Origin of the sequence: Mycolicibacterium novocastrense, assembly GCF_001570485.1 — a bacterium.
Lineage (GTDB): Bacteria > Actinomycetota > Actinomycetes > Mycobacteriales > Mycobacteriaceae > Mycobacterium > Mycobacterium novocastrense.
This window is the reverse complement of sequence record NZ_BCTA01000026.1, coordinates 174,457-195,831: the sequence shown is the minus strand read 5'-3', so window position 1 is coordinate 195,831 and position 21,375 is coordinate 174,457. Positions and strand designations below refer to the sequence as shown.

The following is a 21,375-nucleotide window of genomic DNA, read 5'->3' as shown; positions in this document are numbered from 1 at the left end:
CGACGTCAACGGGGTGGGGAGCATGACTGGGCAACCGCCGTCGGGCACGGTGACGTTCCTGATGACCGACCTCGAAGGGTCCACGCGCATGTGGGAACAGGACCCCGAGGCGATGAAGGCCGCCATGGTTCGCCACGACGAACTGTTGGAGCAGACGATCGCCGAGCACAACGGGTTCGTGTTCGCGCGAATGGGCGACGGGATGGCCGCCGCGTTCCCCACGGCCGGTGACGCCGTGCGCGCAGCGACGCTATTTCGCAACTCACTCCTCGAGGAGGAATGGCACACGCCGAAACCACTTCGCGCCCGGATCGGACTACACACCGACGAGGCGGTCGTGGTCGAGAACCACTATGTCAGCGAGCCGGTCAATCGCTGCTCTCGGTTGATGGCGGCCGCTCATGGTGGGCAGACCGTGGTGTCGGGTGCCACCGAACCGCTTGTGCGCGACGAACTTCCCGACGGATCCCACCTCGTCGACCTCGGCGAGCATCGACTGCGCGACCTCGGTCGGCCAATGCGTATTTTCGAACTGGCCGCCGATACGGCCGACCATGGATTTCCGCCGCTCCGAACACTGGACGCCTTCCCCGGAAACCTTCCCGCACAGGTCAGTTCGTTCATCGGTCGCCAGACGGAGGTGTCCCGCGTGACTGCCGCGCTCGCCGGCTCGCGCGTCGTGACGGTGACGGGTGTGGGTGGGGTCGGAAAAACACGGTTGGCGTTGCAGGTCGCGGCCGACGTACTGCCCCGCTATCGCGACGGGGCATGGCTTGTCGACCTGGCGGCGGTCCGCGACCCGGACGGCATCTCAACGGCCGTAGCGGCGGTGTTCCGGCTGTCCAGCCGGGCCGGACAGCCGCTCGACGAACTGTTGCTCGAAATGCTCGAGAACAAGCGGCTGCTGTTGGTGCTCGACAACTGCGAGCACCTGATCGGGGCGGCCGCCCGCCTGGTGGCTCGGATCGAGCGGGACTGTCCCGATGTCGTCGTACTGGCCACCAGCCGCGAAGGTCTCGCGGTCGACGGTGAGCAATTGATCGCGTTACCGCCGATGAACGCCGGACTGCCGGACGACGCCCTCGAGACCCTGTTGAACACCGACGCCGTCAAGCTTTTCGTCGAGCGCGCACGTGCCGTCAACGCCGATTTCACGCTGTCCCAGCACAACTCTCGCGCGGTGGTGGAGATCTGTCAGCGACTCGACGGGGTTCCGCTGGCCATCGAATTGGCAGCGGCGCGAGTCATCGCGTTGAGCCCCGCAGAACTCGCCCAGCGCCTCGACCGCCGATTCCAGCTGCTTGCCGGAGGAAGGCGTGGCGCCGTCGAAAGGCATGCCACACTTCGTGCGGCCATCGACTGGTCCTTCGAACTGTTGAACTCGAATGAACAGCGGCTGCTCGGCCGGATGGCCATCTTCTCGGCGGGGTGCACCCTGGAGGCGATCGAGGAGGTGTGCAGTGAGGATCCGTTGCGCTCCGAGGACATGCTGGACCTCGTCACGACGTTGGTGTCGCGGTCACTCGTCGTAACCGAAGACAGCTCGGCTGGAACCCGTTTCCGCATGCTCGAGACGGTTCGTCAGTACGGAGAGGAGAAGCTGGCCGAGTGGGGCGAGACGGACGCGCTGCTACTCAAGCACGCCCATTTCTATGGGGATCTGTCCGCGAGGGCGGCAGAACATTACTACGGGCCCGAACAGATTCGTTGGTCCAGAAGGATCAATCTCGAACGCGAGAACATCCGCACGGCGCTCGCCACGGCGATCGACAAAGGACACACGCGATTGGCCGTGCAACTGGTCGCCGACCATCCGCATCATCACGGTTACGGCGGAACCGGCGAGGTTTTCGAGATCCGCAGACCCTCCGCCCGGGTGATCGATCTCCCGGGCGCCGACCAGCAGCCCGGCTATCCTCGCGTGCTGATGGCGGCGGCCTGGCACGCCTATCTATCCGGGGATTTCGACCGCGCCGACGAATGGCGCAGGCAGGCCGTTGAAGCCGATGCGCCGCATCCGGATACCAGCCATCGGCCGAGAGTGGCGATGGAAGGCTTCAATCTCATCGCGATGGCTGCGCTCGCATCCGGTGACTACTCGGGTGCGGTGTCGGCATATCGTTCGGCCGCCGAAATAGCTGAAGCGGACGGGTATCCAGCTCTGGCCGCCGTCGCCCTCGCGGTATCGGTGAACGCGGCGCTCCTCGGCGGTTGTGACGGCACCGAGGAAGTCGCGCGGGCCGAAGAGGCACTCCGGTTGGCCCGGCGGTCCGGGATGCACGCGGCAATCGTTATGGCTCTCAACTCCCTCGCGCTCGCCCTGACCGACACGTACCCGGCGCGGGCCAGAACCCTTCTGAGGGAGAGTGTCGAGCGTTGCGCCGACCCGGGGGAGGCCAGTCCATCAGGAGTCCTCACCGCGTCGTTGGCGGCCGGCCGACTCGGCGACTGGAATCTCGCATTGCGGCTCGGTGCCCGTTCGATGCAATTGGAGCGCTGGGTGATGGCGCCGTTGCAGGTCGCTCCCTGTCTCGCGACATACGCCCGCGCGTTGGCCGAACACCAACCCGAAGCAGCCGGTGTCCTTCTCGGCGCCGCCTACGCGACTTTCCAGCGCGCGGCGGCCGAATCGAGGAACGCGGGCGGACACGCCGCGGCCCCCACAGGCCCGAACGCCAACTTCGTCGTCACCGCGATGCACGACACCGGCCGGATCGTCGCGGCAGCTCTGGGTGATGGACGCGCTCGAGAGCTTCATGCCGAGGGCAGACAGATGGGTATGGACGACGCGATCACCTACGCCCTGGCCGTCGTCGAAACCGGCTCCCCTACCATCGACCGGTGAGCATCGAGCCCCGCCCCACCGCTGACCTCGTCGACGACATCGGCCCCGACGTGCGCAGCTGCGATCTGCAGCTCCGCCAATTCGGCGGGCGTGCGCAGTTCGCCGGGCCGATCGTCACGGTGAAGTGCTTCCAGGACAACGCCTTGCTGAAGTCCGTGCTGTCCGAGCCGGGTGACGGCGGCGTGCTCGTGATCGACGGCGACGGGTCCCTGCACTCGGCGTTGGTCGGCGACGTCATCGCGGGGCTCGGCGTCGAAAATGGTTGGGCCGGTTTGATCATCAACGGCGCGGTCCGCGACTCCGCGACACTGCGCACCCTCGACATCGGCATCAAGGCGCTGGGCACCAATCCGCGCAAGAGCACGAAAACCGGTGAAGGCCACCGCGATATCGACGTCGAGTTCGGTGGCGTGGTCTTCACGCCCGGCCATATCGCCTACAGCGACGACGACGGCATCGTGGTGGTCGAACCGTAATTCCCGCCCGACTGTGCGGGTTCATACGCGACACGCCGCCGTGGCGTATGAGAATGCACAGTCGCGGACGCGAGACGCCGGTTAGGCCGAAGCCTTCACCGACGCACGGTGTTTGGTGAACTCCAGCGCCTCATCGTCGACCTTGCCGCGACGAATCAGCCGCAGGTCGAGCAGATAGTTCTGCTTGAGGCGCCACGGCGCGACATGTCCGGCCTTCGGCAGATAGTCCAGCGCGCGCAGGACGTATCCCGGGGTGAAGTCCATCAGCGGGCGTTCGTCGACACTGTTGCCGGGATGCATCGGTTCGACACGGTCGAATCCATTGGCGTCCATGTAGTTCAGCACCCGGCAGAAGAACTCCGAGACCAGGTCGGCCTTCAACGTCCATGACGCGTTCGTGTAGCCGATGGTGAATGCCATGTTCGGCATGTGGGTCAGCATCATGCCCTTGTAGGCCATGGTCTCGTTCAGCTCGATCGGCTCGCCGTTGCGCATGATCGCCGCACCGCCGAACAGCTGCAGGTTCAAACCCGTTGCGGTGATGATGATGTCGGCCTCGAGCTCCTCACCGGAGGCGAGCTTGATGCCCGTCTTGGTGAACCGCTCGATCGTGTCGGTGACGACGTCGGCCTTGCCGTGGCGAATCGTCCTGAACAGATCGCCGTTGGGTGCCAGGCACAGCCGCTCGTCCCACGGGTTGTAGCGCGGCCCGAAGTGCTTCTGGACGTCATAGCCTTGGGGCAGCCGGCGCTGCGCCATGGTCATCAGCTGCTTGCGCATGAAGTTCGGGAAGCGCCTGCTGATCTGATACTGCGCGGACTGGAACAGGATGCTCTTCCAGCGGTTCAGTACATACGCCGGCTTCTCCGGCAGCGTCTTCTTCGTCCGAACCGCGAACGGATCCACGTCGGGCAGCGAACCGACATAGGTCGGTGAGCGCTGCAGCATCGTGACGTGGCCGGCGCCGGAGTTGGCCAGCGCCGGAATCAGGGTGACCGCGGTCGCGCCGCTACCGATCACGACGATCTTCTTGCCCTGGTAATCGAGGTCCTCGGGCCAGTGCTGCGGATGGATGATCGTGCCCTCGAAGTCGTCACGGCCGACGAATTCGGGAGTGTAGCCCTGGTCGTAGTTGTAGTAACCGCTCGCGGCGAACAAGAACGACGCGGTGATTTCGGCTTCCTGTCCGTCGCGCTCGACGCGCACGGTCCAGCGGTTGTTCTCATCCGACCAGTCCGCCGACAGCACGCGATGGCGGTAGCGGATGTGCTTGTCGATGCCGTACTCGGCAACGGTTTCCTCGAGGTACGCCATGATCGACGGCCCGTCGGCGATCGCCTTCTCCGAGGTCCACGGCTTGAACCGGAAGCCCAGGGTGAACATGTCGGAGTCGGAGCGGATGCCGGGGTACTTGAACAGGTCCCAGGTACCGCCGAGGTTCTCCCGGCGCTCCAGGATCGCGTAGCTCTTGTTCGGGCAGCGGTCCTGCAGATGCCAGGCCGCGCTGATGCCGGAGATACCGGCGCCCACGATGACGACGTCGAGGTGTTCGCTCATGGTACCGGAGCGTATCAACGGGGTGTCGAGTTAGTCAACACTGTGTCGATAATCTCGACAGCGTGTAAAGTCGTTGGATGTGACCGCCGTCAGCCAGTCCCGCGGACCGCGGGGACGCCGTTCCGGCCGCCCCTCCGGCGATGACCGTGAACAGGCGATTCTCTCGACACTCGAGGCGCTGCTCGAGGACCGATCGCTGGCCGACATCTCGGTGGACGACCTGGCCAAAGGCGCGGGAATCTCCCGTCCGACGTTCTACTTCTATTTCCCGTCGAAGGACGCGGTGCTTCGTGCGCTCGTCGAGCAAGTCATCGCCGAGGCCGACCGCAATGCCGACGACGCGATGGGCGGCATGGATCCCGCGGTGGATCCCGCCGGAGTGTGGAAGGCAATCAACGCCCTGTTCGGGACATTCGGTGCGCACCGCGCGGTCACGCTCGCGGGGGCCGACGCCCGGCCCACCAATCCCGACGTTCGCGCGCTGTGGTCACGCTTCATGCAGAAGTGGATCGACCACACCACCGCGTCGATCGAGAGTGAACGCGCTCGAGGCGAGGCGCCCGAGACGATTCCGGCGCAGGATCTCGCGACGTCGCTGAACCTGATGAACGAGCGCACGATGCTTGCAGCCTTCGCATCCGAGCAGCCTGCGGTCAGCCCTGAGCAGCTCGTCGACACCCTCGCCCACATCTGGGTCACGAGCATCTACGGCACCACTCGCCACTAGTCGGTCCTCGATGCGAACATATGTTCGTGTCCACTGGTTCCGGGGCGGCCTCGGCCAGCATTCTGCACGCCGACCTCGATTCGTTCTACGCCTCGGTCGAACAGCGTGACGAGCCGTCGCTGCGCGGCCGGCCCGTCATCGTCGGGGCAGGCGTGGTGCTGGCAGCCAGCTACGAGGCCAAGGCATACGGTGTGCGCACCGCGATGGGCGGACGAGAAGCACGCCGCCTCTGTCCGCACGCGATCGTCGTGCCTCCACGCATGTCGGCGTACTCCCAGGCCAGCCGCGCGGTCTTCGAGGTTTTTCACGACACAACTCCGGTGGTCGAACCGCTGTCGGTCGACGAGGCGTTTCTCGATGTGTCGGGGCTGCGGCGGGTCTCGGGCACCCCTGTCGAGGTCGCGGCCAGGTTGCGGGCGCGGGTCCGTGAGGAGGTCGGCCTGCCCATCACCGTCGGCATCGCGCGCACCAAGTTCCTGGCCAAGGTCGCCAGCCAGGAAGCCAAACCCGACGGGTTGCTACTCGTCCCACCCGATCGCGAGCTGGCGTTTCTGCACCCGTTGCCGGTGCGCCGACTCTGGGGTGTCGGCGCCAAGACCGCCGAGAAGCTGCACACCTACGGCATCGAGACGGTGGCCGACGTCGCCGAGTTGAGCGAGTCCACTCTCGGATCCCTCGTCGGCGCGGCGATGGGCAGCCGGTTGTTCGCGTTGTCGCGCAACATCGATCGGCGCCGGGTGGTCACCGGTGTGCGCCGGCGCTCGGTCGGTGCGCAGCGTGCGTTGGGCCGGCGCGGCAACACGATGTCACTGGGCGAGATCGACGCCGTCGTCGTCAACCTGATCGACCGCATCACCCGGCGCATGCGTAAGGCCGGGCGGACCGGGCGCACCGTGGTTCTGCGGCTGCGCTTCGACGACTTCGGCCGCGCCACCCGGTCGCACACGATGCCACGCGCGACCGCGTCGACCGAGGTGATCCTGCACACCGCCCGGGGCCTCGTGGCCGCGGCGGCGCCGTTGATCGCCGAACGTGGTCTCACCCTTGTCGGGTTCGCAGTGTCCAACATCGATCGCGACGGCGCGCAACAGCTCGAGCTGCCGTTCGAGGAGAGCCACGACACCACCGCGGTCGACGAAGCCGTTGATCAGGTGCGTCAGCGGTACGGCAATTCCGCGGTGACCCGCGGCGTGTTACTTGGCCGCGACCCCGGTCTCGAAATGCCCCAGCTACCCGACTGACCCGGGCTTGCCTTTGCGCGGCTGGGCCTTCGCCCGCTTGGCGGGTTGTGCCTTCTTGGCTGCCCGGACCGGCTTCGGCGGTGGGTTGGCGGCTTCCGTCTTCGCCGACTTCATCGGCGGCACAGCCTTTTTCGCGGGCGCCTTCTTGGCGGGCGCCTTGGTGGCCGCCTTCTTGGCAGTCGTCTTCTTGGCGGGGGCCTTCTTCACCGGCGCCTGGGCAGCCGCCTTCTTGGCGGGCACCTTGGTCACCTTCTTGGCGGGTGCCTTCTTCGCCGGAGCCTTGGTCGCCTTCTTGGCTGGTGCCTTCTTCGGTGGCGCCGACGACGACGGTTTGCTGTGCTCGGCCTGGTCTTCGGGCTCGCCGCTGACGCGTCGTACGAGGCGACCGGCGGTCTCGCCCGCCGCGTTCGCGAGCTCTGCAGCACGCGCGCCCAGGGCCGCGGCCGTCTCACCGATAATTTTTCTCACAGTCACCCTGTACCCCGTTCGGGGCAGTTAACCGCGGACTGTTCTCAAGAACCGGCCCACACCAACAATTCCTCGGCGGGCCAGGTGTTGACGATGCGCTCGACCGGCACCTCGGCGTCGAGCGCACGCTGCGCTCCGTAGCCGAGAAACTCCAACTGCCCGGGCGCGTGCGAATCGGTGTCGATCGAGAACAGGCAACCGATGTCGAGCGCGAGCTTGAGCAGCCGGGTCGGCGGATCGCGCCGCTCGGGTCGGGAGTTGATCTCGACGGCCGTTCCGTGGTCCCGACACGCCGTGAACACCTTCTCGGCGTCGAATTTCGATTCCGGCCGCATCCCACGACCCCCGGTGACCAGGCGGCCGGTGCAGTGGCCCAGCACATCGGTGTGCGGGTTGGCGACGGCCTTGAGCATGCGACGCGTCATCGACGGGGCATCCATCGCCAGCTTCGAATGCACACTGGCCACCACGATGTCGAGCCGTTCGAGCAGTTCGTCCTCCTGGTCGAGGGAGCCGTCCTCGAGGATGTCGACCTCGATACCGGTGAGAATTCGCAGCGGGGCGACCTTCTCGCGCAACTCGTCGATGACATCGAGTTGCCGGCGCAGCCGCTCGGACGACAGGCCGTTGGCGATCCGAAGCCGCGGCGAATGGTCGGTCAGCGCACAGTACTCATGACCCAGATCCCTTGCCGCGGACATCATTTCCTCGATGGGGGCCGAACCATCGGACCAATTCGAATGCACGTGCAGGTCTCCGCGTAGCGCCGCGCGGATATCGCCGCCTCCGAGATCCTTTGCGTTGGAACGTAGCTCGGTCAGCACCTCGGGCTCACGACCGGCCCATGCCTGCGCGATGACCTTCGCGGTCTTGGGGCCGATGCGGGGCAGCGACTGCCAGCTGTTGGCGGCGCCGTGGCGGTCGCGTTCGGCGTCGGAGAGGGCCTCGACGATGTCGGCGGCGTTACGGTAGGCCATCACCCGACGCGGATCCTCGCGCGCACGGTCCTTGTAGTAAGCGATCTGCCGCAGGGCGTTGACGGGGTCCATCACTCCAGTGTGCCCGTTTTGCACGCCCAGACCTGGGGCGATATAGTGGATTGCGAATTTGTTCAATCCCTCAAGTGCTGGAATGTATGCCCCACCGCTTCCTCGGTAGCCCTGAGCTACCGCTCTACGAGATCAAGGCCAACCTGTTCAAGGCGCTGGCTCACCCGGCACGCATCCGTGTCCTGGAAATTCTGTCGGCCAACGGCGAGCCGACCTTGGTCAGCGAGATCCTCGCCGAAACCGACCTCGAACCCACGCTGCTGTCCCAGCACTTGGCGGTGCTCAAGCGTCATCAGGTGGTCTCGGCACAACGAGTCGGCAACTCAGTTCTCTACGAACTCGCCCACCCGAAGATCTCCGAACTCCTGGTCATCGCCAGAACCTTCCTCGCCGACGTCCTCGGAACCAACCGGGACCGGTTGGAGGCGTTCAAGACGCTGCCTCCGCTGGCGCACGACAAGTGAACCTCGCCCGACTGCTCCCGAACCGCCGGGACTACAGCGAACTCCCCCGATCGTGGCGGCGTGACATCCTGGCCGGAATCACGGTCGGCGTCGTCGCCCTACCCCTGGCGCTGGCGTTCGGCATCAGTTCGGGTGTCGGTGCCGCTGCCGGACTTGCCACCGCCGTCGTCGCGGGTTTCGTGGCCGCTGTGTTCGGCGGATCGCATGTGCAGGTGTCCGGGCCTACCGGTGCGATGGCCGTCGTGCTCGCACCGATCGTGGCTCACTACGGTCTCGGCAGCATCGCCCTCGTCACCGTGCTGGCCGGTCTGCTCGTGCTCGTCGCGGGCGTCACGGGCCTGGGCCGTGCGGTCACATTCATCCCCTGGCCCGTCATCGAGGGGTTCACCCTGGGCATCGCCGCAATCATCTTCCTTCAGCAGGTGCCCGCTGCATTCGGCCAAGACAGCCCGGCGGGCGGGCGCACCTTGTCGGTCGCGTGGAACGTTGTCAGACAAGCGGATTGGTCATCAGCCGCGAAAACGCTTGCCGTGGTGGCGGTCGTCGCGACGCTGATGGTGACCCTGCCGCGCCTGCACCGCGGTATCCCGGAATCGCTCGCTGCCGTGATAGTCGTGACGATAGTCGTGGTGGCTCTTGATATTTCGATAGCGAGCATCGGTGAGCTACCGTCCCACCTCCCCGCGCCCGTCATTCCCGACGTGGACGTCGGCGCAATGCGGACCCTCGTCGGTGCCGCTTTGGCGATCGCGGCACTGGCCGCCATCGAGTCCCTGCTGTCGGCGCGAGTCGCCGCCACCATGGCGCCGACGGGACCGTACGACCCCGACCGCGAACTGGTGGGCCAGGGACTCGCTTCGGTCGCATCGGGCGCCTTCGGCGGTATGCCCGCGACCGGGGCCATCGCCCGTACCGCCGTCAACGTTCGTTCCGGCGCGCGTACCCGGGTCTCGGCCATCGTGCATTCGCTGGTCCTGCTCGCAGTCGTCTACCTGGCGACCGGACCCGTTTCCGCAATACCGTTGTCGGCATTGGCGGGCGTTCTGATGGTGACCTCGTTTCGGATGATCTCGTTGTCCACCGTTCGCAAGATCCTGCGCTCCACGCGCTCGGATGCTGTGACGTTTGCGCTGACCGCCGCCATCACGGTGTGCTTCGACCTCATCGAAGCCGTGCAGATCGGGGTCGTCGTCGCGGCGTTCTTCGCGCTGCGCGGAGTGGCCCGTCGCAGCAGCGTGACCCGAGAAGATCTCCCCGCGCCGCGCCGCCCCGGTGACGAGCGGATCGCGCTACTGCGCCTGGACGGAGCGATGTTCTTCGGAGTGGCCGAGCGCATCTCGAGCGAGATCACCGATACCGACCACCCGCACACGTCGGTGGTGATCATCCGGCTCAGTCAACTGGGCATGCTCGACGCCACCGGCGCGAATTCGTTGGCGCAGATCGCCACCGAACTGGAGGCGCGCGGCATCACCGTGATCATCAAAGGTGTTCGCCCGGAACACATGAGCTTGCTTTCCAACGTCGGCGTATTCGACTCACTACGCCACGAGAACCACTTGATGGACTCACTCGACGAGGCGATCGACCATGCCCGGACCCACATCACCCGCCTGACACCCGATCGCTCGCCGGGTTGATCGCGCCGTGCACGAGCGCGGCGACCTCGCCGTGGGTGGAGCCGCCGGCCAGAAACAACATCTCGTCGCCGGCTTGCAGCACGTCGTCGGGCCGGGGCAGGACGATCCCGCTGTCGCGGATGATGATCGCCAGCGCGGTGTTCTCCAGCAGCGGCAGGTCTCCCATCCGTTGACCGACCAGCGGATCACCCTCGGGCAGCGTCAGTTTCGCCAAGCTCACCTGCCCGTGCCGCAACTGCATCAACCGCACCACGTGACCGATGTCGATGGCGCCCTCGATCGCCGCCACCAGCGCGCTCGGCGCGGAGACCGCGACGTCGACGCCCCACGCCTCGGTGAACAACCACTCGTTGCGCAGGTCGTTGACCCGAGCCACCACGCGCGCGACACCGAACTCCGTCTTCGCCAACAATGCGGCCGCCAGGTTCACCTTGTCGTCGCCGGTCGCCGCGATCACCACGTCGCACATCTGCAGGCCGGATTCCTCGAGCGAGGACAGCTCGCACGCATCGGCGAGCAGCCACTCCGCATCGGGGACCGTCCGCGGTTCGTAGTGCCGCACGTCGTGTTCGATCAACAACACCTTGTGGCCATAGTCGATCAGTTCCTGCGCGACCGACCGGCCGACCGCCCCGGCACCGGCGATGCCGACCCGCATCATCGTCCGCTCCTCGACGGGATGCGATGCGTCGAAGTCGCGCCAGCGCAGCCGTATCACGCACTCATACTTACCCATCGCGGCGGCCTTGCGCGCAGCTTCGGGGCCCGGAGCGCCCGGCCACCACCCGTGGTAGGTGTTTTACTGCCTTTCACACCGCCCATACGGTCCCGAACGGGGATGCAATGACGCTCGAGCAGCTCTATCTCGTGCTGCTGATCGCTGGGGTGGTGCTGCTGGCGAGCATCGTCGCCACCAGGGCCGCCAGCCGGGTCGGGCTGCCGAGCCTGCTGCTGTTCCTCTTCGTCGGCGTCATCGTCGGCGAAGACGGGCTCGGCCTGAATTTCGACAACTATCTGCTCGCCGACCATCTGGGCACGGTGGCGCTGGCCGTGATCCTCGTCGAAGGCGGTCTGACGACCCGGTTCTCCGACATCCGCCGCGTGCTCGCGCCCGCGGGCGTTCTCGCGACCCTCGGTGTCGCGGTCAGCATGCTCATCACCGCCGCGGGGGCGCACCTGCTACTGGGCATCAACTGGCAGTTGTCGCTGCTGCTCGGCGCGGTCGTCTCGGTCACCGACGCCGCGGCGGTGTTCTCGGTGCTGCGCGTGGTGCCCCTGCCCCGCCGGGTGGCGGGCCTGCTGGAGGCCGAGTCCGGGTTCAACGACGCCCCGGCCGTCATCCTCGTGCTGATGTTCAGCGTGGCCCCGCTCGAACTGTCGCCCGTGCACGCGCTCACCGAACTGGTCTACGAGCTGGTGGTCGGTGCGGTGATCGGCGTCGGCGTCGGCTACCTGGGCTCGATGGCGCTGCGCCGCATCGCACTTCCGGCGTCGGGCCTCTACCCGCTGGCCACCTTCGGGCTCGGCATGGTCGCGTTCGCGGCGGGCGGCACCGCACACGCCAGCGGGTTCCTCGCCGCCTACGTGGCCGCGGTCGTGCTCGCCAACACCGGCCTGCCGCACCGTTCGGCCACGCGTTCGTTCGCCGAGGGTCTCGGCTGGCTCGCTCAGATCGGCCTGTTCGTCCTGCTCGGCTTGCTCGTCGACCCCAGCGACCTGGCCATGGAGGTGGTGCCCGGCATCGTGACGGGTCTGGTGTTGCTGCTCGTCGCCAGGCCGCTATCCGTGTTCCTGTCCTTGGTGTGGTTCCGAATCCCTTGGCGCGAACAGGTTTTCGTATCCTGGGCGGGGTTACGCGGTGCCGTGCCGATCGTGCTGGCAACCTTCCCCATCGTGGGCGGTGTGCCCGACAGCGTCCGCCTTCTCAACATCGTGTTCATCCTCGTGGTGGTGTTCACGCTGGTGCAGGGTCCCAGCCTGCGCTTCGTCGCGCATCGACTGGGGCTGATCTCGAAGGACGCGACGCGGGAGATCCAGGTGGAGTCGGCTCCCCTCGACGTGCTGGACGCAGAGCTTCTGACCATGACCGTGCAGGCGCCGTCGCGGTTGCACAACGTCACCGTGCTGGAATTGCGGCTACCCGATCCGTGCGTGATCACGTTGATCATCCGCGACGGGCGCACCTTCGTCCCGCAGCCCGACACCCGAATCGCGATCGGTGACGAGCTGCTGATTGTCACCACCACCAAGACACGCGCCCTGGCCGAACGCCGGCTGCGTGCGGTGAGCCGCCGCGGCAAGCTCGCGTACTGGTTCGACGAATTCGGCGAAGCCGAATAGACGACCGGAGCGGCGAAACCGACTGATCGCGCGGCGGACTCGGCTCACAGCTCGTTGTCAGCCCCTTGGAACTAAGCTCGGTTCGGTGAAGTTCGCCTTCAAAACCTCGCCGCAAAACACCACGTGGGCCGACATGCTCGCGGTATGGAAGGCGGCCGACCAGATCGACGTGTACGAGTCCGGCTGGACGTTCGACCACTTCTATCCGATCTTCTCCGACTCCACCGGCCCGTGCCTGGAGGGCTGGGTCACGCTCACCGCGCTCGCGCAGGCGACCGAGCGGTTGCGCGTCGGTGTGCTCGTCACCGGCATCCACTACCGCCACCCCGCGGTGCTGGCCAATATGGCCTCCGCGTTGGACATCGTGTCCGACGGCCGGCTCGAACTCGGCATCGGCGCGGGCTGGAACGAGGAGGAGTCCGAGGCGTACGGAATCGAGTTGGGGTCCATCCGTGAACGCTTCGATCGCTTCGAGGAGGCATGCGAGGTGCTCACCAACCTGCTCAGCCAAGAGACCACGTCGTTCGACGGCAAGTTCTACCAACTCAAGGACGCCCGCAACGAGCCGAAGGGCCCGCAGCGTCCGCACCCCCCGATCTGCATCGGCGGCAACGGCGAAAAGCGCACGTTGCGGATCACCGCCCGGTATGCCCAGCACTGGAACTTCGTCGGCGGAACCCCGCAGGAGTTCGCCCGCAAGCGCGACGTGCTGGCCCGCCACTGGCCGACATCGGGCGGGATCCATCGGAAATCATGCTCTCCGCCCACGTCCGACTGGACCCCGACCGCAATTACGAAAAGGCGCTGTCCGAAGCCGCGGCCCTGGAACAGGAGGGGCTGGATCTGGCGATCATCTATCTGCCGACGCCGCACGATCCCGCGGTGCTCGAACCGCTGGCCGACGCGATCGCCGCTTCGGGTCTACGGAATTAGGCGTCATTTCTGACGGTCACGAAAATATAACGATTTGGCAAACGGATAGCCGAAGGGGGCCTGCGCAAGGGTTTTCGCGCTTCCCAGTTCGCTAGACGCCGTACAAACGGAGCTCGTCGGCGGTGATGAGGCGCTCTGCCTTGGCCGGGAACTCACGGCTCTTGAGCGGATGACGGAGGAGTGACCAGGCGATTCGGCTCACCCGAGACCGGGATAGCGGGTTGACATACACGGAACTGACTCCTGTGTCGAAACCGATAGCTGACCGGGGCCCAACCTTACCGCAGTGCCCCCATGAAGTCATTAGAACCCGTCCGTCGGCAAACTGCGGTAGGCGCGCCGGTGAATCGTCTGATGTTTTTAGAGTTGCTGGAGTGACAGATGTGACTCGAATTCGACGTTCCACTCCATCCGCGATTGTGTGGTTTCGTACGCAACACGCGGCCCTACCGTATGAGACCGCACGCTCGCCGCCGGTCACGGCCGCAGAAACACGTCGTCCAACGTCACGGTGCGCAGCCCCCGCGCCCGGACGATGTCGACCAACTGCCCGAAGACCTCGGTGACGGGCGGGTGATTGAGGTGGCCGATCACGATCTTCTGTGCGGTGAAGTGCCGCTCGGCCATCGCGACGACCTCGGCCGGGGGGATCCACACGTGGTCCTCCAGCGTGCCCGACCACAACGTGTCGACGGTGTAGCCGAGATCGGCCGACACCTTGTCGACGTGTGGGCTGGTCGCGCCGTAGGGCGGCCGGAAGTAGGGACGTGCGTCGACGCCGTACGTCTTCCACAGGAAATCGTGGTTGCGCCGGAACTGTTCGGCGACGTCGACCAGCGGAAGCTTCGTGAGGTCGGGGTGCGACCACGTGTGGTTGGCCAGTTGGATCTGACCGTCGTCGACCAGCGGCCGCAACAGGTCGGCGTGATCGGTCCACGACCGGTAGATCCCGTTGACGAAGTAGGTCAGCCGTAGCCCGGAGTCCTTGGCGAATTGGGTGTAGGCGCGCACGACGTCACTGCTCACCCCGTCGTCGACGGTCAGCGCCAACAGATCTCCCTCGCCGGGCAGGCTGCTCAGCACGCCACCGCTGGGTAGAGCGATCCGCGCCGACGCCGGTGGCGGCGGCAACAGGCCGGCCGAGGGTGCGGTCGGGACTTGCGAGGCGGCTACACCGGCGACTCGCGGTTGCTCTCCGGTCGCGCACCGGCTCAGCCCCACGGCGCCCACGGTGGCGACGGACAGCGCCGCGATGAAGTTGCGCCGGTTGAGTCTTCGCCCGGCGCCGACGGATTGGTAGCGGCCGATCACCGCCATTACTGTCGCGCGCTCAGGCGCAAAAGCCGTACATTGCGCCGCGTGTCGCGGCGGAACCTACCGCTGCGGAACGGCGGTCGGCTTGATCGGCGCGGGCAGCGCCGACTGGCCCATCAGGTAGCGGTCCACACCCGCCGCGGCCGCGCGGCCCTCCGCGATCGCCCACACGATCAACGACTGCCCGCGTCCCATGTCGCCTGCGACGAAGACACCGGGCACCGAGGAGGCGAAGTCTGCGTCCCGGCTGACGTTGCCGCGTTCGTTGATCTCGACGCCGAGGTCGGTCAGCAGGCCTTCGCGCTCGGGACCGGTGAAGCCCATCGCGAGCAGCACGAGATCGGCTTCCAGCTCGAATTCGGTGCCCTCGACCTTCTCGAACTTGCCCGCGTTCATCTTGACCTCGTGGCCACGTAGCCCGGTGACATGCCCGTCTTCACCGATGAACTCCTCGGTGTTGACCGAGTAGACCCGCTCGCCGCCTTCCTCGTGCGCCGAGGACACCCGGAACATCAACGGGTAGACCGGCCACGGCGTCGAGTCGGCGCGCGTGTCCGGCGGGCGCGGCATGATCTCGAACTGGTGCACGCTGGCGGCGCCCTGACGGTGCGCGGTGCCCAGACAGTCGGCGCCGGTGTCACCGCCGCCGATGATGATGACCTTCTTGTCCTTCGCGTGGATCGGCGGCAGACCGTTTTCGTCGGTGACGGGGTCGCCGAGCTGTACGCGGTTCGCCCACGGCAGGTACTCCATCGCCTGGTGGATACCGTCGAGCTCGCGACCCGGGATCGGCAGGTCGCGCCGTTCGGTCGCACCGCCGGCGAGCACCACCGCGTCGAACTCCTTGCGCAGCTGCTGCGCGGTGATGTCGACGCCGACGTTGACCCCGGTGCGAAACTCGGTGCCCTCGGCCGCCATCTGTTCCAGACGACGGTCGATGTGGCGCTTTTCCATCTTGAACTCGGGGATGCCGTAGCGCAGCAGCCCGCCGATGCGATCGTCGCGCTCGAACAAGGTGACGCTGTGCCCGGCGCGGGTCAGCTGCTGGGCGGCGGCCAGCCCGGCGGGGCCGGAGCCGACGACGGCGACCTTCTTGCCGGTCTTGACCGTCGGCGGCAGCGGCGTCACCCAGCCCTCGTCGAACGCCTTGTCGATGATTTCGACCTCGACCTGCTTGATCGTGACCGGGTCCTGGTTGATGCCCAGAACACACGAGCCCTCGCACGGCGCCGGGCACAGCCGGCCGGTGAACTCGGGGAAGTTGTTCGTCGCATGCAGCCGCTCGATGGCGTCACGCCAGCGGTCGTTGCGCACCAAATCGTTCCACTCGGGGATCAGGTTCCCGAGAGGACACCCGTTGTGGCAGAACGGAATCCCGCAGTCCATACACCGGGTCGCCTGCTCGCGCAGGGTGTCATGGGAGAAGTCCTCGTAGACCTCTTTCCAGTCGCGCAGCCGAATCGGCACGGGCCGCCGTTGCGGGGTCTCGCGCTGGGTGTACCTGAGGAAACCGCGGGGATCAGCCACTGGCGGCCGCCATGATCGCCTCGTCGACGTTGGCGCCGGTTCGTTCGGCCTCCGCGATCGCCTCGAGCACCCGCTTGAAATCGCGGGGCATCACCTTGGTGAAGTGCTTCACGTTGTTGTCCCAGTCATTGAGGATGCGTGCTCCGACAGCGGAATCGGTGGCGTCGACGTGGGCCTGGATCATGCCCGCGAGCCACTCGAGGTCCTCCTCGTCGAGGTCCTCCAGTTCCACCATCTCGGCGTTGAGGTTGTCCGGCAGTGCGCCGTCGGGGTCGTAGACGTAGGCGATCCCTCCGGACATGCCCGCGGCGAAGTTGCGCCCCGTCGGACCGAGGATCGCGATCTTGCCGCCGGTCATGTACTCACAACCGTGGTCGCCCACGCCCTCGACCACCGCGTGCGCACCGGAGTTGCGCACCGCGAACCGCTCGCCGACCTGGCCGCGGAGGAACGCCTGGCCGCTGGTCGCGCCGAACAGGATCACGTTGCCCGCGATGATGTTGTCCTCGGCGACGTAGTCCTCGGGCGCGCTGTCGGACGGGCGCACCACGATCCGTCCGCCCGAGAGGCCCTTGCCGACATAGTCGTTGGCGTCGCCGTAGACCCGCAGCGTGATGCCCTTCGGCACGAAGGCCCCGAAGCTGTTGCCCGCCGATCCGTCGAAGGTGATGTCGATGGTGCCGTCCGGAAGGCCCTGCCCACCATAAGCTTTGGTCACCTCATGGCCGAGCATCGTGCCGACGGTGCGGTTGACGTTGGCGATCGTCGTCGAGAAGCGCACCGGCGTCGCCGAATCCAGCGCTTCGCGGCACATCACGATCAACTGCTGGTCGAGCGCCTTGTCCAGCCCGTGGTCCTGACGCGAACTGCAGTACAGGTCCTGGTTCATGAAGGCCGACTCGGGCTCGTGCAGCACGGGCGCCAGATCCAGCTTGTAGGCCTTCCAGTGCTCGGCGGCCTTGGTGGTGTCCAGCGCGCCGACCTGTCCGACCATCTCGTTGACCGTGCGGAAGCCCAACTGGGCCATCGTCTCCCGCACTTCTTCGGCAATGAACATGAAGAAGTTCTCGACGAATTCCGGTTTGCCGGTGAACCGCTCGCGCAGCACCGGGTTCTGGGTCGCGACGCCCACCGGGCAGGTGTCGAGGTGGCAGACGCGCATCATGATGCAGCCCGAGACGACCAGCGGCGCGGTGGCGAAACCGAACTCCTCGGCACCCAGCAGCGCGGCGATCACCACGTCGCGGCCGGTCTTGAGCTGACCGTCGACCTGAACCACGATTCGATCGCGAAGGCCGTTGAGCAGCAACGTCTGCTGAGTCTCGGCCAGGCCGAGCTCCCACGGCGCGCCCGCGTGCTTCATCGACGTCAGCGGTGTCGCACCCGTCCCACCGTCGTGACCGGAGATGAGCACGACGTCGGCATGTGCCTTGGACACGCCTGCCGCAACTGTTCCCACACCGTTCTCGGAGACCAGCTTGACGTGCACCCGGGCCTGCGGGTTGGCGTTCTTCAGATCGTGAATCAGCTGCGCCAGATCCTCGATCGAGTAGATGTCGTGGTGCGGCGGCGGTGAGATCAGACCCACGCCGGGTGTCGAGTGCCGCACCTCGGCGACCCACGGGTACACCTTGCCGCCCGGAAGCTGGCCGCCCTCACCGGGTTTCGCGCCCTGGGCCATCTTGATCTGAATGTCGGTGCAATTGCTCAGGTAATGGCTGGTCACGCCGAACCGGCCCGACGCCACCTGCTTGATCGCGCTGCGCCGCCAGTCGCCGTTCTCGTCGCGGTCGAAGCGTTTGACGTCCTCGCCGCCCTCACCGGAATTCGACCGTCCGCCAAGGCGATTCATCGCGATGGCCAACGTCTCGTGTGCCTCGGCGGAGATCGAGCCGTAGCTCATCGCGCCGGTCGAGAACCTCTTGACGATCTCGCTGGCCGGCTCCACCTCCTCGAGCGGCACCGGCGGCCGCACTCCGTCGCGGAACTTGAGCAGCCCGCGCAGCGAGGCCATCCGCTCGCTCTGATCGTCGACGAGTTTGGTGTATTCCTTGAAGACCTCGTACTGCCCGGTGCGGGTGGAGTGCTGGAGTTTGAACACCGTGTCCGGGTTGAACAGGTGGTACTCACCCTCGCGGCGCCACTGGTATTCGCCGCCGACCTCGAGTTCGCGGTGCGCCCACTCGTCGGGCCGGTCGAGATAGGCTAACGAGTGCCGCGCCGCGACGTCGTCGGCGATGTCGTTGAGGTCGATTCCGCCGACCGGGCAGGTCAACCCGGTGAAGTACTCGTCGAGCACCTGCTGGTTGATGCCGATGGCCTGGAACAGCTGGGCGCCGGTGTAGGAGGCCAGCGTGGAGATGCCCATCTTCGACATCACCTTCAGCACGCCCTTGCCGGCGGCCTTGACGTAGTTGGCCTTGGCCTGGTCGCTCGAGATTCCGGTGATCACACCGCGGTCGACCATGTCCTCGATCGACTCGAACGCCATGTACGGGTTGATCGCCGCCGCGCCGAACCCGCACAGCGTGGCCATGTGGTGCACCTCGCGGGCGTCGCCGGCCTCGACTACCAGGCCCACTTTGGTGCGCGTCCGCTCGCGAACCAGGTGGTGGTGCACGGCCGACACGGACAGCAGCGACGGGATCGGGGCCATCTGCTCGTTGGACTCGCGGTCGGAGAGCACGATGATGCGGGCGCCCTCGCGGATGGCCGCCGACGCCTTGGCCCGCACGTTGTCCAGGGCTTCCTTGAGGCCCTGTCCGCCCCGGTTCACCGGATAAAGACAGCGGATCACCGCGGCGCGCATGCCGTGCTTGTGACCGCGGATCTCGTGGTCGGGGTCGACGCAGATCAGCTTGGACAGCTCCGCGTTGCGCAGGATCGGCTGCGGCAGCACGATCTGCCGACACGAATCGGGACCTGGATTGAGCAGGTCGCCCTCGGGCCCCACGGCCCCCTGCAGGCTGGTCACCACCTCTTCGCGAATGGCGTCCAACGGCGGGTTGGTGACCTGCGCGAACAGCTGCTGGAAGTAGTCGTAGAGCATCCGCGGGCGGGTCGACAGCACGGCGATCGGGGTGTCGGTGCCCATCGAGCCGAGCGCCTCGGCGCCGGTCCGGGCCATCGGCGCGACCAGCAGGTTGAGTTCCTCGTAGGTGAACCCGAAGATCTGCTGGCGCAACACCACCCGGTGGTGCGGCATCCGGACGTAGTCGCCGGGCGGAAGCTCGTCGAGGTCGAACAACCCGGCGTCGAGCCATTCCTGGTACGGGTGCTCGGCGGCCAGTTCGGCCTTGATCTCCTCGTCGTCGACGATGCGCCCCTGCGCGGTGTCGACAAGGAACATCCGGCCGGGTTGCAGGCGCATCTTCCGGACCACCGTCGAGGGGTCGAGGTCGAGCACGCCGGCCTCCGAGGCCATCACGACCAGGCCGTCCTTGGTGACCCAGATGCGCGACGGGCGCAGACCGTTGCGGTCGAGCACCGCGCCGACGATGGTGCCGTCGGTGAAGCACACCGACGCCGGACCGTCCCACGGCTCCATGAGCGAGTCGTGGAACTCATAGAACGCCCGGCGGGCCGGGTCCATACTCTCGTGCCGCTCCCAGGCCTCCGGAATCATCATCAGCACCGCGTGCGGCAGGCTTCGCCCGCCAAGGTGCAGGAGTTCGAGCACCTCGTCGAACCTGGCGGTGTCCGACGCCCCGGGCGTGCAGACCGGGGTGATCTTGTCGAGGTCCTGATTCGGGCCGAAGACGTCGGTCTTGATGAGCGCCTCTCGCGCGCGCATCCAGTTCTCGTTGCCGGTGACGGTGTTGATCTCGCCGTTGTGGGCGATGCGCCGGAACGGGTGGGCCAGCGGCCAGGACGGGAACGTGTTGGTCGAGAAGCGCGAGTGAACGATGCCCAGCGCACTGGTGAGCCGGTCGTCCTGCAGATCGAGGTAGAACGCCTTGAGCTGCGGGGTGGTCAGCATGCCCTTGTAGACGAACGTCTGCCCGGAAAGACTTGGGAAGTAGACGGTTTCGCGACCCGGCCCGTCCTGGCCCGGCCCCTTGGTGCCCAGCTCGTGTTCGGCGCGCTTGCGCACCACGTACGCGCGACGCTCCAACTCCATGCCCGAAGCACCGCCGATGAACACCTGCCGGAATGTGGGCATCGCGTCGCGGGCCAGGGCGCCCAGCGCCGAATCGTCGATCGGCACCTCGCGCCAACCCAGGACCTCGAGCCCTTCGGCCTCGGCGATCTTCTCGACGGCCTCGCACGCGGTCGCCGCATCCTTCGAGGACTGCGGAAGGAACGCGATTCCGGTGGCGTAGCTACCCGGCTCCGGCAGGTCGAAGTCGACCACCTCGCGCAGGAAAGCGTCGGGAACCTGCAACATGATGCCCGCACCATCGCCGGTGTTCGGCTCGGCGCCCTGCGCACCGCGGTGCTCCAGGTTCACCAGAGCGGTGATCGCCTTGTCAACGATGTCGCGACTGCGGCGACCGTGCATATCGGCCACCATGGCGACGCCGCACGCGTCGTGCTCGAACGCGGGGTTGTACAGCCCTTGCATCCTGGGCGCCATTCCCACCTACCCTTTTCCTGCACGTCTTACGAAGCTTCTGCATGACAGCCGTAGACAGCGGCGGTTAGCCGGTCCGGCCATGGAGTGCCTTCGTGCAGCATCGAACGCCGGCCTGTTTCCACTTGCCCCGAGTGGAGAAAACGATATGACAAACACCGGGTGACATGCCAACTTAGTAGAACCTAACTAGATCGGCGGGACGGGCGGCCGAGCCGCTC

General features: G+C 66.5%; 14 protein-coding genes and 1 pseudogene. 8 read left to right on the top strand and 7 right to left on the bottom strand.

The window, feature by feature from the left end:
* Window positions 1–22: 22 nt before the first annotated feature.
* Together RMCN_RS09315 and rraA are read left to right on the top strand one after the other, a co-directional pair.
* Entirely contained in the window at window positions 23–2,845 is a 2,823-nt protein-coding gene (locus RMCN_RS09315; protein WP_067388571.1) for an ATP-binding protein, read from the top strand.
* Complete coding sequence (rraA, locus tag RMCN_RS09310; RefSeq protein ID WP_064413103.1) at window positions 2,842–3,321, top strand: ribonuclease E activity regulator RraA; 480 nt, start codon at window positions 2,842–2,844, stop codon at window positions 3,319–3,321. The genes RMCN_RS09315 and rraA overlap by 4 nt, the downstream gene beginning before the upstream one ends.
* Window positions 3,322–3,402: 81 nt before the next feature.
* Here the strand turns inward: rraA and RMCN_RS09305 are convergent, their stop codons facing one another.
* Window positions 3,403–4,878, bottom strand: a complete 1,476-nt coding sequence (locus RMCN_RS09305) for a flavin-containing monooxygenase (protein ID WP_067388569.1) — start codon at window positions 4,876–4,878, stop codon at window positions 3,403–3,405.
* Between the two features lie 79 nt (window positions 4,879–4,957).
* Here RMCN_RS09305 and RMCN_RS09300 point away from each other — a divergent pair, with 79 nt between their 5' ends.
* Entirely contained in the window at window positions 4,958–5,605 is a 648-nt protein-coding gene (locus RMCN_RS09300; protein WP_067388567.1) for a TetR/AcrR family transcriptional regulator, read from the top strand.
* Between the two features lie 20 nt (window positions 5,606–5,625).
* Window positions 5,626–6,846 carry a DNA polymerase IV gene (gene dinB, locus RMCN_RS09295; protein ID WP_067388565.1) on the top strand — a complete coding sequence of 407 codons (1,221 nt, stop codon included), beginning with the start codon at window positions 5,626–5,628 and terminating at the stop codon, window positions 6,844–6,846.
* Here dinB and RMCN_RS09290 read toward each other — a convergent pair.
* Together RMCN_RS09290 and RMCN_RS09285 are read right to left on the bottom strand one after the other, a co-directional pair.
* Window positions 6,835–7,314, bottom strand: coding sequence for a hypothetical protein (locus RMCN_RS09290; RefSeq protein WP_067388563.1), 480 nt, complete (start codon window positions 7,312–7,314; stop codon window positions 6,835–6,837). The genes dinB and RMCN_RS09290 overlap by 12 nt on opposite strands.
* A 44-nt stretch (window positions 7,315–7,358) precedes the next feature.
* Window positions 7,359–8,363: a PHP domain-containing protein gene (locus RMCN_RS09285; RefSeq protein ID WP_067388800.1), complete on the bottom strand. Its 1,005-nt coding sequence runs from the start codon at window positions 8,361–8,363 to the stop codon at window positions 7,359–7,361.
* 86 nt (window positions 8,364–8,449) lie between these two features.
* Here RMCN_RS09285 and RMCN_RS09280 point away from each other — a divergent pair, with 86 nt between their 5' ends.
* Together RMCN_RS09280 and RMCN_RS09275 are read left to right on the top strand one after the other, a co-directional pair.
* The gene (locus RMCN_RS09280; RefSeq protein WP_067388561.1) at window positions 8,450–8,827 is read left to right on the top strand and encodes an ArsR/SmtB family transcription factor; all 378 of its coding nucleotides are present in this window, start codon (window positions 8,450–8,452) and stop codon (window positions 8,825–8,827) included.
* Window positions 8,824–10,467 (top strand): SulP family inorganic anion transporter, encoded by a 1,644-nt coding sequence (locus RMCN_RS09275; protein ID WP_067388559.1) that lies wholly within the window; start codon window positions 8,824–8,826, stop codon window positions 10,465–10,467. Before RMCN_RS09280 ends, RMCN_RS09275 begins: the two co-directional genes overlap by 4 nt.
* On the opposite strand, the gene RMCN_RS09270 is transcribed toward RMCN_RS09275, so the two are convergent.
* Window positions 10,433–11,125 carry a potassium channel family protein gene (locus RMCN_RS09270; protein WP_067388797.1) on the bottom strand — a complete coding sequence of 231 codons (693 nt, stop codon included), beginning with the start codon at window positions 11,123–11,125 and terminating at the stop codon, window positions 10,433–10,435. The two genes, RMCN_RS09275 and RMCN_RS09270, sit on opposite strands and share 35 nt — an antisense overlap.
* 185 nt (window positions 11,126–11,310) lie before the next feature.
* Here RMCN_RS09270 and RMCN_RS09265 point away from each other — a divergent pair, with 185 nt between their 5' ends.
* On the top strand, window positions 11,311–12,807 hold the full coding sequence (locus RMCN_RS09265) for a potassium/proton antiporter (protein ID WP_067388557.1): 1,497 nt from the start codon (window positions 11,311–11,313) through the stop codon (window positions 12,805–12,807).
* 85 nt (window positions 12,808–12,892) lie between these two features.
* A pseudogene (locus tag RMCN_RS09260) lies at window positions 12,893–13,740 on the top strand (LLM class F420-dependent oxidoreductase).
* A 477-nt stretch (window positions 13,741–14,217) separates the two neighbouring features.
* On the opposite strand, the gene RMCN_RS09250 reads toward RMCN_RS09260, so the two are convergent.
* The 3 genes from RMCN_RS09250 to gltB form a co-directional block, all read right to left on the bottom strand.
* Window positions 14,218–15,051: a polysaccharide deacetylase family protein gene (locus RMCN_RS09250; RefSeq protein WP_234787623.1), complete on the bottom strand. Its 834-nt coding sequence runs from the start codon at window positions 15,049–15,051 to the stop codon at window positions 14,218–14,220.
* Between the two features lie 63 nt (window positions 15,052–15,114).
* A complete protein-coding gene (locus tag RMCN_RS09245) occupies window positions 15,115–16,581 on the bottom strand; it encodes a glutamate synthase subunit beta (protein ID WP_064413093.1) in 1,467 nt (488 codons plus the stop codon).
* Window positions 16,574–21,157 (bottom strand): glutamate synthase large subunit, encoded by a 4,584-nt coding sequence (gene gltB / locus RMCN_RS09240; protein WP_067388555.1) that lies wholly within the window; start codon window positions 21,155–21,157, stop codon window positions 16,574–16,576. The genes RMCN_RS09245 and gltB overlap by 8 nt, the downstream gene beginning before the upstream one ends.
* Window positions 21,158–21,375 lie beyond the last annotated feature (218 nt).